The organism is Actinosynnema sp. NPDC053489, from assembly GCF_044544865.1.
GTDB lineage: Bacteria > Actinomycetota > Actinomycetes > Mycobacteriales > Pseudonocardiaceae > Actinosynnema.
Window position 1 is genome coordinate 523,989 of sequence record NZ_JBITXT010000005.1, and the last position, 12,320, is coordinate 536,308.

The following is a 12,320-nucleotide window of genomic DNA, read 5'->3' on the forward strand; positions in this document are numbered from 1 at the left end:
GGTCAGTCGACGCAGCGCGTCGGCGGCCCGCCCGGCGCGGTGGTCCCGGCCCGCGGGTCGGCGGGGTCGGCGGGCCGGTCGGCGAAGAATTCGGTCGCGAACGCCCGCACCGCGGCCGAGTCGACCGGCCGACCCCGCACCGCGCCGGTGTCGACCTCCTCGCCGGTCGGGATGACCGCGGTGCGCACGGCCGGCTTGAGCCGCCGGGCCAGGTCCGGCAGGTCCCAGCCGGGGTCGGTGCGCACGGCGGACCGGGCGGCCGTCACCACCCGCATCGGCGTCGCCGGGTCGCCCGCGCCGAGCACCTCGGTGGCCAGGGAACCCAGGAACACCTGCTGCCGCGCGATCCGGTCCAGGTCGCCGTGCGGCAACCCGACGCGCTGCCGCAGGAACGCCGTCGCCTGCGCTCCCCGCAGCGTGACCGGCCCGGCGGGCAGGTCGACGCCGGACAGGGCGTCGCGGACCGGGCGGTTGAGGCAGACGTCCACCCCGCCGACGGCGTCGGACAGCGCCGGGAACCCGGCCAGGTCGAGCGTGGCGTAGTGGTCGACCCGGACCCCGGTGAGCGACTCCACCGCGTGGCGCAGCGCCTCCGCGCCCGCCTGCTCGCCGTCGCGCCCCCCGGCCGCCGCCGCGCGCCCGTAGACCGAGCCGAGCCGGTCCACGCCCGCGCCGGGCACGTCGACCAGCGCGTCCCGGGGCAGGAAGGCGGCGCTCACCCCGCCGTCCCCGGCCACGCGGGCCAGCACGACGGAGTCGGCGTTCCGCGCGCCGTCCGTGCCGATCAGCAGCGCGGTCGTGGCGGGTGGCGCCTGCCCGGCGGGCGGCGCGGACGCCGTCCGGTCCACGGTCAGTGGCACGACCACCGCGACGGCCGCGGCCGCGGCGGTCAGGCCGACCGCCGCGAACAGCGCGAAGGGCCGTCGCCGCGCCCGCGCGCCGTGCAGGACCGCGAGCACGGCCCGGGGGTCGACGGCCTGGTGGGCCTCGGCCGCGATCGCCTCGCGGATGAGGGCTTCCTGCCGGGTGTCGGTCATCGCAGCGCCTCCGACGGGGTGTTCTCGGCGACCCGGAGCGTGTGCAGCGCCCGGGAGATGTGGCTGCGCACGGTGCCCTCCGTGCAGCCCAGGACCTCGGCGATCTCGGCGTCGGTGCTGTCCTCGTAGTAGCGCAGCACCAGCGCCGCCCGCTGCCTGCGCGGCAGCACGGCGATGCGGGCGCGCATCGCGTCGCGCTCCGCGTGCCGGACCGCCGGGTCGGCGACGGCGGGGGCCACCGCGTCCAGCGCGGCGTGGGTGGCCGAGACGTCCCGGGCCGCCCGGCGCCGCCGCCACGACAGGTAGTCGTTGGTCACCATCCGCTTGACGTAGGGGTAGGGCGCGTCGACCGCGCCGATGCGCGCCCACCGCTGCCGCGCCCGCAGCAGCACGTCCTGGACGATGTCCTGGGCGAGGTGCTTGTCGCACGTCAACGCCGTGGCGTAGCGCAAGAGTCGATCAAGACGATCGGTGACGAACTGGTCGTAGTCGTCCGGCACGTCGCCCCCTTCTGCCGCTGTCGGTTCCCGTGTGCGGTGGGGAAACCCCCCAGGGGACGCGCCACGTTGAACGACCGGTCTGTGACGTGGGACACGCACGGGTCGCCGTCGGCCCTTCTTGATCGTGACGACCAGGCCACATCGCGTGGCCCGGGCACGCGGGCACCCGGTAGCTTCGGCCTCGTCCGCGCACCAGCCACGGGGAGCACATGCGATTCCTCTTCCGCCCACCCGCCACCGAGGCCGGTGGACTGCTCGCCCTGCCCTGGGCCCGGCCCCTGGAGGAGTGGGACGAGAAGCTGCTGCTCACCGTCCCCCAGCGGGGCATCTCGCGGCACGTCGTGCGGTTCGTGGCGAGCGAGGGCCGGGTGTACGCGCTCAAGGAGATCGCCGAGTCGCTGGCCCGGCACGAGTACGCCGTGCTGGGCGAGCTGGAGCGCGAGGGCATGCCGTCGGTGTCGGTGCTCGGGCTGTGCGTCGACCGCCCGGACGACCAGCAGGCCGTCCTCGTCACCAGGTACCTCGAACACTCGATGTCCTACCGCTACCTGTTCTCCACCCCGCGCGGCGAGCACTCGGCGGACCGGCTCGTGGACACCCTGGTCGAGCTGCTGGTCCGGCTGCACCTGTCCGGCACGTTCTGGGGCGATTGCTCGCTGTCCAACACGCTGTTCCGGCTCGACGCGGGCAGCCTGGCCGCCTACCTGGTCGACGCCGAGACCGTCGAGCGGTACCCGCAGCTCTCCGACGGCCAGCGCACCTACGACGTCGACCTGGCGCGGGAGCGCATCGGCGGCGAGCTGCTGGACCTGGAGGCGGGTGGCCTGCTGCCGCCCGACCTCGACCCGGTGGAGGTGGCCGACAGCGTGCCCCGGCGGTACGCGGCGCTGTGGGACGAGGTGACCCGCGAGGAGTTCTTCCGGCTCGACGAGCAGCGCTACCGCGTCGCCGAACGGCTGCGCCGGCTCAACGACCTCGGCTTCGACGTCGGCGAGGTCGAGCTGGTCACCTCCGAGAGCGGCGCGCGGCTGCGGGTCGACATCCGGGTCGCCGAGATCGGCCAGAGCCGCCGCGAGCTGTTCAAGCTCACCGGCCTGGAGGTGCAGGAGGGCCAGGCCCGGCGGCTGCTCAACGACCTGCGCTCGTTCCGCGCCTACCTGGAGCAGCGCGACGGCGCGCCCGTGCCCGAGACGACCGCCGGCCACCTGTGGCGCAACGAGGTCTACGACCCGGTGGTCGCCGCCGTGCCGCCGGACCTGCTCGGCGTGCTCGCGCCGGCCGAGCTGTTCCACGAGGTGCTGGTGCACCGCTGGTTCCTGTCCGAGAACGCGGGCCGCGACGTGGGCACGACCGCCGCGCTGCGCTCCTACCTCGCCACCGTGCTGCCCGACCACGAGGCGTCGGACCGGGAGGCGTCCGAGGCCGGGCTCGCGGACGAGGACGAGTTCGCCTGACCGACCGGCCGCCCCGACCGGCCGGCTACATTGCCCGCATGCTCTTCGGGATCGCGGCCCTCGTGCCGGCTCTGTTCTTCGTCGTCGGCATGATCCGGGACCGCCGCCGGCTCGGCAACGCGGTCTGGCTCGGCGTGACGCTCGTGCTCCTCGTGCTGTGGCTGGTGTTCCGCGCCACGGCGCTGGGCGGCTGGTCGGCCGAGGTCGTCGGCTGGTCGGTGGTCGTCGTGCTGCTGGGGCTGGGGTTCGTGCTGCCGACGGCGTTGCTGGCCAACGGCGTGCTGATGGTGCGCCGGGAGGGCTTCGGCCTGGCCAACCTGCTGTCGCTGCTCGCCGGGCTCGCGATCTTCGGCGTGGTCATCGCGTTCGGCTTCGCCACCGCGCGCACCGGGCCGGTGGTCGACGCGGTGATCGGGTCGTTGCTCATCGTGGCGGCCTACGTGGCGTTCCTGTTCGTCAGCCTGCTGCTGTACTCGGTGCTCTACGGCAGCGTCGGCCGCCGGACCGGGTTCGACGCCGTCGTCGTGCTCGGCGCGGGCCTGATCGGCGACCGCGTGCCGCCCCTGCTGGCCGCGCGGCTGGACCGGGCCCTGAGCCTGTACCGCCGGGAGGTCGCCGCGGGCCGCTCGCCGCTGGTCGTGGTGTCCGGCGGGCAGGGCGCGGGCGAGTCGGTGTCCGAGGCGGTGGCGATGCGCGACTACCTGGTGCGGCGCGGGGTGCCCGACGAGCTGGTCGTGCTGGAGGACCGCGCGACCACCACCGAGGAGAACCTCGCCTACAGCGCCCGGCTGCTGCGCGAGCGGGACTGGACCGGCCGGGCGGTCGCGGTGACCAACAACTTCCACGTCTTCCGCGCCGCCGTCCTGGCCCGTCGGTTGAAGCTGCGCATGCAGATCATCGGCGCGCCCACGGCGTGGTACTTCCTGCCCAGCGCGTTCCTGCGCGAGTTCGCCGCGCTGCTGACCCACAACCCGGTGGTGCACACCGTGACGTGCGGCCTGCTGGTCGGCCTGCACCTGTGGCTGACGCTCACGCCGTGACGGCGAGGTGCTCGGCGAACCAGGACACGACCAGGTCGACGGCCTCGGCCAGCCCGGCCCGGTCGATGCCGTGCCCGACGCCGGGGTGCAGCACGAGCCGCGCCGGCCTGCCCAGCTCCCGCAGCCTGCGGTACATGCGCTCGGACTCGGCGGGATCCACGTTGGTGTCGTTCTCGCCGTGCATGAGCAGCACCGGTGCCCGCAGCCGGTGCGCGTGCCGCAGGGGGCTGCGCCGGTCGAGCCGGGCGACGTCGGCCGGGTCGTCGGGGTCGCCGATCCAGTCCGCGGCCCGCTTGCGCCAGGTGGGCGGGAAGCCCCGGATGTCGTTGAGCAGGTCCGACGGGCCGCACTCGCTCACCCCGGCCCGCCACAGGTGCGGCAGCATGGTCAGGCACGCCAGGGCGGCGAACCCGCCGTAGGACGCGCCGTGCACGCCCAGCCGGGACGTGTCGGCCCACGGCACGTCCTCCAGCAGCCGGACCGACGCCTCCAGGTCGGCCAGGTCGCCGCCGCCCCAGTCGCGGTAGATCGACCGCTGGTAGCGCAGGCCGTAGCCGGTGGACCCGCGCACGTTCGGCGCGAGCACGCCGATCCCGCGGTCGAGCAGCGCCTGCACGAGCGGGGTGAACACCGGCAGCGCCTGGAACTCCGGTCCACCGTGGACGGTCACCACCACCGGGACCGGGTGCTCCGCGCTCGCCGCCGGCGGTCGGTAGAGCAGCCCCGGCACGGTCGTGCCGTCGGCGCCGGCCGCGCGCACCGCGACCGGCGGCACGATCGCGGGCAGCCGCGCGCCGCAGTCCGTGAGCCGCCGCGACCCGCCGGTCACCGGGTCGACCAGGAACAGGTCCGTCGCCGCGTCCGGCCGGCCGAGCTGCACCAGCAGCGCGCCCGACGCGGTGAACCTCAGGGCGTGGCCGTCCATCCCGAACTCGGTGACCGCGACACCGCGCGGCAGACCGGTGACGTCCGCGGGTGCGCCGCCCACCTCCGCCCACCGCAGCCGGGTGTAGCCGCCCTCGTTGACGCCCCACGCCAGCCGCGTGCCGTCCGGGGAGAGGGCGCCGCCCTCCACATCGGACTCCGGGGTGTCGATCCAGGTCAGCTCGCCGTCCAGGGACAGCGCGGCGAGGCCGAGGAAGTCGCGGTCCCACGTCGTGCACAGGTAGATGCCCGACGAGTCGGGCAGCCACGCCACCGGCTCGTGCTTCGCCGGGCCGCCCGGCGGGGTGAGCCGGCGCACCTCCCCGGTGGCCGGGTCGCACACGAACAGGGCGTGCTCGGTGTTCTGGTGCAGCCGCAGCACGAGCAGCAGCCGGCCGTCGGGGGAGAAGCGCATCGGCAGGTAGCGGTCGTCGCCGTGCAGCACGATCCGGTCCTCGCCGGTGCGCAGGTCGCGGACCCGGACGTCGAACACCTCCCGGTCGCGGGCGTTGGAGGCGTAGGCCAGTCGCGTGCCGTCCGGGCTGTAGGGCTGCCCGGTGGAGCCGTGCGGCGTGCCGACCTCGCACCGCACGCCGTCCTCGGCGACCAGCCACTCCACCTCACCCGTCCGCGGGTCGACCTCGGCCAGCCGGTGGTGCTCGCCGCCGTCCGGGTCGGACAGCACGAGCAGCCGCGTGCCGTCCGGCCGCCACGCGCACCGGCTCACCGACCCCGGCACCTCGACGTGGCGCGCGGGGCCGTCCAGCGGCATCACCCACGGCTGCGGGCGGCCGGAGGCGTCGCTGACGTAGGCCACGCGCCCGCCGTCGGGGCTCGGTTCCGCGCCGGTCAGCCACTCGAAGTCGGTCCAGCCCACGTCGACGCCTCCACTGATTTCACAAAGTGCAATCGATAGCAGTGAACCAAATCACCGGTGGGCGCGGCAAGCGCGGGTGGGCCGACCTCTGCGACTAACCTCTGCGACGTGCCGGCCGTGCCCGATCACCCCGCCCGCGACGCGACGGTGGAGGAGCTGAAGGCGCTCGCCCACCCGCTGCGCTGGCGCATCCTGCGCCTGTGCTTCGACCGGGCGTTGACGAACAAGGAGCTGTCGGACCGCCTGGGCATCGCACCGGCGACCGCGCTGCGGCACATCCGGGCGCTGGTAGAGCACGACTTCCTGGCCGCCGAGCCGGTCCGCACGGGTGCCCGCGGCGCCCTGGAACGCCCCTACCGCGCCACCGGCCGCACGTGGCGGCTGGGCCTGGTCGACGCGGAGGGCCTGGGTCACCGGGTCGACCTGGCCGTGCTCGCCGCGCACCGGGCGGAGGTGCTGGAAGCCGGCCCCGACGCCACCCGGGACAACGCCAGGGGCGTGCTGCGCCTGGGCGCGGCGTCGCAGGCCGAGCTGAGCGCCCGGGTGATCGCGCTGATCTCCGAGTTCATCGAACGGGACGAACCCGACGGCGAGCCGCTGAGCTACCTGTGGTCGCTGGTGGCCCGCCCCGAGCGCTGACCGGCGGCGTTCACCCGGGGGTGTGCCGAGCGGCACATCCGGGTGGGACTCCGCCCGGTGTCCCGGGCTCCTCGGCACCCGAGGCGGGCCGGGCACACCCGGATCGTGTGGTGCGGTTGGTCCGTCCGGGTCGCGTCCCGGCACGTGCGGGTTTCGCGGCCGGAAAGGGCTGTCCGCGTCGTTTGCCCACACCCACGCCGGGTAGTCGGTCGACAACCGAAGTGGGTCTCCGCGATGCGACGGGAGTCGACATGTCCAAACCCGACACAGCCACCACCCGCACACCGGTCCAGCTGGCCGCCACGGTCGTGGGAGCGGTGTTCCTCCTGGTCGGCATCGCCGGGTTCATCCCCGGCATCACCACCGACTACGACACGCTCCAGTTCGCGGGCCACATGTCCGAGGCCAAGCTCCTCGGCGTCTTCGCCGTCTCCATCCTGCACAACATCGTGCACCTGGCGTTCGGCGTCGCCGGCCTGGTGATGGCGAGGACCGCGCGCAACGCGTTCCTGTACCTGGTCGCGGGCGGCGTGATCTACCTGCTGCTGTGGCTCTATGGCCTGATCATCGACCACGACAGCTCGGCGAACTTCGTGCCGGTCAACACCGCAGACAACTGGCTGCACCTGCTGCTGGCCGTCGGCATGATCGGGCTCGGCTTCGCGCTGGGCCGCAACCTCCGCGCCGCCGACGGGCGTCGCGCGAGGTGACCTGAGCCCGGTGGGACCGGGCCCGGGCAGGAGGACACCCGAACGGCGGACCCCCGACCAGCGGCCCCCGGCGCGAGCCGGGCGGTCGCGGCGGAACCGGGGTTGGCGGGCCGCGACGGCGCGCCAACCCCGGCCCACGCACGACGACCGCCCCGCACGCCGTGATGGCTGCGGGGCGGTCGTCGTACGTGCGTCGTGCGTGGTGGTGGTCGTGCGTGGTGGTCGTGGGTGGTGGTCGTGGGTGCGTCAGCCCTCGTGTGCGGAGGCGTCCACCGTCTCGGGCACGCCCGCCGCGTCCCGGTAGACCCGCACCGCCTCGGTGGCCACCCGGGTCGTGCTGTACCTCGCCTCGACCCGGTCCGCGGCGGCCACGCCGTACGCGTCCCGGCGGGCGTCGTCGACCAGCAGGGGGCGCAGCACGCGGGCCAGCACCCTGAGGTCGCCCGGCGGCACGAGCCGGCCCGTGACGCCGTCCACCACCGTGTCCGTCGCCGCGCCGGTCGCCGCCGCCACCACCGGCACGCCGCACGCCATGGCCTCCAGCGGCGTGACGGCCGCGCCGCCCTCCGCCGCGCACACCACCACGTCCGCCGACCTCAGCAGCGCGGGCATGGCGACCTGCGGCACCCGGCCGACCAGCCGGACCCGGTCGCCGACGTCGGAGGCCCGCGCCCGCTCGCGCAGCCTGCGCACGTCCTCGGCGCGACCGCCCACGACCACCAGCTCCGCGTCCCGCACCGTGCGCAGGACCGTGATCACGTCCTCCGCGCCGGTCGCGGGCGCGACCAGCCGGTGCGGCAGCGCGCGGTTCAGGCGCGGCCCCTCCGGCTTGAACCGGGTGACGTCCACCCCCGGCGGCACGACCGCGATCCGCGTCCGCAACACGCCCACGCGCACCAGGTGCGCCTTCTCCTCCGTGCACTGGGCCAGGACGCGGGTCGCCTGGCGGCCGATCAGCCGCTCCGCCGTCAGCCGCGCCTCCGGCACGCCCTCGTCGCCGGCCTGCCGCGCCACCGCGCCCAGGCCGTGGAACGTCTGCACGACCGGCACGGGCAGGCCGTTGGCGGCCAGCACCGACGCCACCCCCGAGGTCCAGTAGTGCGCGTGCGCGACGTCCGGCGGGCTGACGCGCCACTGCGCGCGCAGGAATTGGGTGAACTCGTCCAGGTGAGCCAGTATCTCGTCCGGGCGAATCGGGATGGGTGGACCCGCCGGAACGTGCACCACTTCGTAACCCGACCGGGTGCGCACCACGTCCGGCGACCGGGGAGAACTGCGCCGGGTGTACACGACCACGTCGTGCCCGTCGGCCGTCAGGGCCGCCGCGAGGTCGGCCACGTGGACGTCCTGCCCGCCTTCTTCGGCGTCGCCCAGCACGGGTAGGGGGCTCGCGTGCGCCGAAACGACCGCGATTCGCATGAGGGGTTTCCTCCAGCCCAAAAAAGGCGAAGGCTGTCGTCTCAACCCGAATTCGAATCTACGCGCAACCCACCGGGTCCGCCACTCAGAGCGACACCCGGTCGGGTGGTTGATCCGGTTGCTGCCGGGTATGGCACAGGGCGACCGACCAACCGAACGACCCAGGAGGGGCCATGGCCACCGGGGAGACCGGCTTCGACGACGTCAGCTTCGACTTGATCTCCGTGCAGTACCACTCGCTCAAGGCGGGGCACGACTACGGCCAGTACGTGCGCGACGCCGAGAACGCGGGCAAGCAGGAGATCGCCGACTTCTTCCGCCGCGTCATGGAGGAGGACTCGGCCCGCGCCAAGCAGTGCCACGAGTTCCTCAAGCAGCTGTCCGGCGGCGACGACTCCGGCCCGGCCCTGACCTGAGCGCGGTGACGACGGGTTCGCCACCGTGCGGGTAGTGGTGTTGTCGGACACACATGCGCCTCGGCGCTGGAAGTCGTGCCCGCCGAAGGTCGCGGAGCACCTGCGCCACGCGGACGTCATCCTGCACGCGGGTGACGTCTGCGTGGCGTCCGTCCTGGACGAACTGGCGCAGTACGCGCCGGTGACGGCCGTGTGCGGCAACAACGACGGCCCGGACGTGGTCGACTGGGGCGCGCCGGAGACCGTCGAGCTGGACCTCCAGGGCCTGCGCGTGGCGATGGTCCACGACAGCGGGCAGGCCACCGGCCGGACCGCCCGGATGCGCCGCCGGTTCCCCGGCGCGGACCTGGTGGTGTTCGGCCACTCCCACATCCCGATGGACGTCACCGGCGACGGCGTCCGGGTGTTCAACCCCGGCTCGCCCACCGACCGCCGCCGCCAGCCGCACGGCACCCTCGGCCTGCTCGACGTGCGGGACGGGGAGCTGGTGTCCGCCCGGATCGTGCCCGTCACCTGACCGCCGCCCGCCGCGGCGGCCGAGCGGGGACGGGCGCGGGGCGGTGTCGGCGGCGCACGCCGGCGGTCGATCCCGGTCGACGTCGGTCGCGTGGTGTCGGGGGGCCGCCCACCGAGCGCGCCCGGCCACCCGTCCCGGCCGCGCCGAGCACGAGCTGCGGGCCGACCAGGGGGTCGACCTGAACCGGTTCCGAGACCCGCGGGCGCGGTCGTGCGGATCAAGTTCCTCGCGGTCTGGTCGGTGGTGCTCGCCGATGCCGGGTCCGCGGAAATCGGTGGGCCGGGGTTCGCGGAAATCGGTGGACGGTGCACGCGAATCGGAGGTGGTGCAATCAGATGGTGGAAATGCGGTGGTTCACGCAGGGTTGCAATTGATGAGGTAGTGGCGCACGGGGCCGTGATCGGCGGGGCGGCTGTCGTCGAGGTAGCCGCCGTTGCGCTCGATCGTCCTCCTCGACGCGGTGTTGGTCGCCGCGCAGACCAGGCGCACCCGGCGCAGGCCGCGAGCGGCCGCCTCGTCCACCATCCGGCCCAGGGCCCACGTCGCCACACCACGCCCCCGGGCGGACGGGCGCACCCCGTAGCCGATGTGCCCCAGCCTCCGCACGACCTCCGGCGGCCCGGTCCGCAGGGCGATCCCGCCCAGCACCCGCCCGTCCTCCACGATCCACCGGCTCACCGCCCCGGGGGCGCCGACCACCCGCGCCACCCAGGCCGCGAACCCCTCCGCCGACCCCACCTCGTCCGCCGGCCCCAACCCGAACCCGTCCTCGTGCGACCCGGGCCCCCACTCGGCCCGCGCCTCCAGCCACGCGGCCCGCATCCGGACCGTCGGCACCACCAGCTCCGGCACACCCCCACCCTACCGATCAGCCACCGGACCGATCACCCACCGATCGATCACCCACCGGACCGATCACGCACTGGGCACCCGCGCCACGAGCACCCCGCCCGGCACCTCCGCGTCCGGCTCCAACAACACCTCCGCCTCCACCGCGAACCCGGCACCGCGCAACCACCCCGCCACCCGCGCCACCGGCCGCCGGTACACCCGCAACGACATCGGGTGCCCGCCGTACCCCTCCGTCTTCACGCTCACCCGGTCACCCACGTGGAACCCCACCAGCACCACCCCGCCCGGCCGCAGCACCCGGCGGAACCCGGCGAACGCCACCGGCACCTCCTCGTCCGGCACGTGGATCACCGAGTAGAACGCCAGCACCCCGCCCACCGAACCGGCCGCCAGGTCCAGCGCCGTCATCGACCCCACCTCGAACCGCACCCCGGGGTGCTCGCGCCGCGCCAGCGCCACCATCCCCGGCGACAGGTCGACGCCGAACGCGTCCACCCCCAAGCCCCGCAGGTGCGCCGTGATGTGCCCCGGCCCGCACCCCACGTCGACCACCGGCCCGCCGACGTCACCCACCGCCGCGGCGAACAGCGCCAGCACGCCCCGCACCAGCGGCAGCTCCGCCAACCGCGCGCGGGCGAACTCGGCGTAGCTCTCGGCCACCCTGTCGTAGGACACCCGGGTGTCGGTCAACCACTGCTCCGCGTCCACGCGCCGGAACACTAGCCGGCTATCCTGCGCGGGGACGTCAACCGGACAGCAGGTGGTGACCGTGGCGGGCGACGAGCGCCCCGTGAGCCTGGCGACCGTCGCCCGCGAGTGGGGCCGCATCGGCTGCGTCGGGTTCGGCGGCCCGCCCGCGCACATCGCGCTGCTGCGCGACCTCTGCGTCACCCGGCGCGGCTGGTTGTCGGACCGCGACTTCGAGGACGGCATCGCCGTCACGAACCTGCTGCCGGGCCCGGCTTCCACGCAGCTCGCCATCCTGTGCGCGTGGCGGCTGCGCGGCGCGGCGGGCGCGATCGTCGGCGGGGTCTGCTTCATCGTGCCCGGCCTGGTCCTGATCCTCGCCCTGGCGGCGCTGTTCCTGGCCGACGACGCCCCGGCCTGGGTGACGGGCGCGGCGGCGGGTGCCGGGGCGGCGGTGCCGGCGGTGGCCGCGCACGCCGCGTGGGGCCTGATCCCGGCCGGCTTCCGCCGTGTCGGCACGGCCCGCGCCGCCCGCGTCCGGTGGGGGCTGCACCTGCTGGCCGGCGCGGTCGCGGGTGCGGTGACCGGGCCGTGGCTCGTGCTGGTCCTGGTGGCCGCGGGCCTGGTGGAGGTCTCGGTGCGGGCGCACGGCCGCCGCACGCCCCACTGGCCCGTCGCCTTGGCCCTGCCCGCGGTCGGGGGAGGGCTCGGCGCGGTGGCGTGGGTGGCGGCCAAGGTCGGCGCGCTGTCCTACGGCGGCGGGTTCGTCATCATCCCGCTGATGCGCCAGGACGCGGTGCTGACCCACGGCTGGATGACCGACGCCCAGTTCCTCAACGCGGTGGCGCTCGGCCAGATCACCCCGGGACCGGTCGTGCAGACCGTCGCGGTCGTCGGGTACGCCGCCGCGGGCCTGGGCGGTGGCCTGCTGGCCGCGCTCGTCGCGTTCGCGCCCTCGTTCGCGATGGTCGTCGCCGGCGGTCCGAGGTTGTCGCGCCTGCGCGACGACGACCGGGCGCAGGCGTTCCTCACCGGCGCGGGTGCCGCCGCGATCGGGGCCATCGCGGGCTCGGTGGTGCCGCTGGCCGGGTCGCTGCACGAGCCGTGGCAGTTCGTGCTGCTCGGCCTCGCCGCGCTGTGGCTGCTGGCGCTGCGCCGGGGCGTGGTCTCCGCGCTCGTCGCCGCCGGGGCGGTCGGCGCGGTGCTCGCGCTGCTGTGACCCGGCGGCCCGGGGGGAGCACCCCGCGG

13 protein-coding genes are annotated in these 12,320 nt (G+C 75.0%); 7 read left to right on the forward strand and 6 right to left on the reverse strand.

Annotated features, from left to right (window positions below):
* Positions 1–2 precede the first annotated feature (2 nt).
* Both ACIGNX_RS14720 and ACIGNX_RS14725 read right to left on the reverse strand, forming a co-directional pair.
* Positions 3–1,037 carry an LCP family protein gene (locus ACIGNX_RS14720; RefSeq protein WP_396540077.1) on the reverse strand — a complete coding sequence of 345 codons (1,035 nt, stop codon included), beginning with the start codon at positions 1,035–1,037 and terminating at the stop codon, positions 3–5.
* The gene (locus ACIGNX_RS14725) at positions 1,034–1,537 is read right to left on the reverse strand and encodes a SigE family RNA polymerase sigma factor (RefSeq protein WP_396540079.1); all 504 of its coding nucleotides are present in this window, start codon (positions 1,535–1,537) and stop codon (positions 1,034–1,036) included. Before ACIGNX_RS14725 ends, ACIGNX_RS14720 begins: the two co-directional genes overlap by 4 nt.
* A 209-nt stretch (positions 1,538–1,746) precedes the next feature.
* Here ACIGNX_RS14725 and ACIGNX_RS14730 point away from each other — a divergent pair, with 209 nt between their 5' ends.
* Together ACIGNX_RS14730 and ACIGNX_RS14735 are read left to right on the forward strand one after the other, a co-directional pair.
* Positions 1,747–2,991 (forward strand): DUF4032 domain-containing protein, encoded by a 1,245-nt coding sequence (locus ACIGNX_RS14730; RefSeq protein WP_396540081.1) that lies wholly within the window; start codon positions 1,747–1,749, stop codon positions 2,989–2,991.
* Positions 2,992–3,029: 38 nt separating this feature from the next.
* Complete coding sequence (locus tag ACIGNX_RS14735; RefSeq protein WP_396540082.1) at positions 3,030–4,031, forward strand: YdcF family protein; 1,002 nt, start codon at positions 3,030–3,032, stop codon at positions 4,029–4,031.
* On the opposite strand, the gene ACIGNX_RS14740 is transcribed toward ACIGNX_RS14735, so the two are convergent.
* The gene (locus tag ACIGNX_RS14740) at positions 4,021–5,832 is read right to left on the reverse strand and encodes a prolyl oligopeptidase family serine peptidase (protein WP_396540084.1); all 1,812 of its coding nucleotides are present in this window, start codon (positions 5,830–5,832) and stop codon (positions 4,021–4,023) included. The two genes, ACIGNX_RS14735 and ACIGNX_RS14740, sit on opposite strands and share 11 nt — an antisense overlap.
* A gap of 108 nt (positions 5,833–5,940) precedes the next feature.
* On the opposite strand from ACIGNX_RS14740, the gene ACIGNX_RS14745 reads away from it, so the two are divergent.
* Both ACIGNX_RS14745 and ACIGNX_RS14750 read left to right on the forward strand, forming a co-directional pair.
* Positions 5,941–6,471 (forward strand): ArsR/SmtB family transcription factor, encoded by a 531-nt coding sequence (locus ACIGNX_RS14745; protein WP_396540086.1) that lies wholly within the window; start codon positions 5,941–5,943, stop codon positions 6,469–6,471.
* A 251-nt stretch (positions 6,472–6,722) separates the two neighbouring features.
* Positions 6,723–7,181 carry a DUF4383 domain-containing protein gene (locus tag ACIGNX_RS14750; protein WP_396540088.1) on the forward strand — a complete coding sequence of 153 codons (459 nt, stop codon included), beginning with the start codon at positions 6,723–6,725 and terminating at the stop codon, positions 7,179–7,181.
* Between the two features lie 246 nt (positions 7,182–7,427).
* On the opposite strand, the gene ACIGNX_RS14755 is transcribed toward ACIGNX_RS14750, so the two are convergent.
* Positions 7,428–8,600: a glycosyltransferase gene (locus ACIGNX_RS14755; RefSeq protein WP_396540090.1), complete on the reverse strand. Its 1,173-nt coding sequence runs from the start codon at positions 8,598–8,600 to the stop codon at positions 7,428–7,430.
* Between the two features lie 173 nt (positions 8,601–8,773).
* On the opposite strand from ACIGNX_RS14755, the gene ACIGNX_RS14760 reads away from it, so the two are divergent.
* Positions 8,774–9,016: an acyl carrier protein gene (locus ACIGNX_RS14760; protein ID WP_396540092.1), complete on the forward strand. Its 243-nt coding sequence runs from the start codon at positions 8,774–8,776 to the stop codon at positions 9,014–9,016.
* A 34-nt stretch (positions 9,017–9,050) separates the two neighbouring features.
* Entirely contained in the window at positions 9,051–9,533 is a 483-nt protein-coding gene (locus tag ACIGNX_RS14765) for a metallophosphoesterase family protein (RefSeq protein WP_396540094.1), read from the forward strand.
* A gap of 354 nt (positions 9,534–9,887) precedes the next feature.
* Here ACIGNX_RS14765 and ACIGNX_RS14770 read toward each other — a convergent pair whose 3' ends face one another.
* Both ACIGNX_RS14770 and ACIGNX_RS14775 read right to left on the reverse strand, forming a co-directional pair.
* A complete protein-coding gene (locus tag ACIGNX_RS14770) occupies positions 9,888–10,385 on the reverse strand; it encodes a GNAT family N-acetyltransferase (RefSeq protein WP_396540096.1) in 498 nt (165 codons plus the stop codon).
* 63 nt (positions 10,386–10,448) lie between these two features.
* On the reverse strand, positions 10,449–11,093 hold the full coding sequence (locus ACIGNX_RS14775; RefSeq protein ID WP_396540098.1) for a class I SAM-dependent methyltransferase: 645 nt from the start codon (positions 11,091–11,093) through the stop codon (positions 10,449–10,451).
* A gap of 61 nt (positions 11,094–11,154) precedes the next feature.
* Between ACIGNX_RS14775 and chrA the strand changes: the two genes are divergently transcribed.
* Positions 11,155–12,291 (forward strand): chromate efflux transporter, encoded by a 1,137-nt coding sequence (chrA, locus tag ACIGNX_RS14780; protein WP_396540100.1) that lies wholly within the window; start codon positions 11,155–11,157, stop codon positions 12,289–12,291.
* Positions 12,292–12,320 lie beyond the last annotated feature (29 nt).

Excerpts from the sequence above, each read along its gene's own strand:
- ACIGNX_RS14730 (WP_396540081.1), top strand. The coding sequence starts at position 1,747 with ATGCGATTCCTCTTCCGCCCACCCGCCACCGAGGCCGGTGGACTGCTC.
- ACIGNX_RS14750 (WP_396540088.1), top strand. The coding sequence starts at position 6,723 with ATGTCCAAACCCGACACAGCCACCACCCGCACACCGGTCCAGCTGGCC.
- ACIGNX_RS14760 (WP_396540092.1), top strand. The coding sequence starts at position 8,774 with ATGGCCACCGGGGAGACCGGCTTCGACGACGTCAGCTTCGACTTGATC.
- ACIGNX_RS14735 (WP_396540082.1), top strand. The coding sequence starts at position 3,030 with ATGCTCTTCGGGATCGCGGCCCTCGTGCCGGCTCTGTTCTTCGTCGTC.
- ACIGNX_RS14720 (WP_396540077.1), bottom strand. The coding sequence starts at position 1,037 with ATGACCGACACCCGGCAGGAAGCCCTCATCCGCGAGGCGATCGCGGCC.
- ACIGNX_RS14755 (WP_396540090.1), bottom strand. The coding sequence starts at position 8,600 with ATGCGAATCGCGGTCGTTTCGGCGCACGCGAGCCCCCTACCCGTGCTG.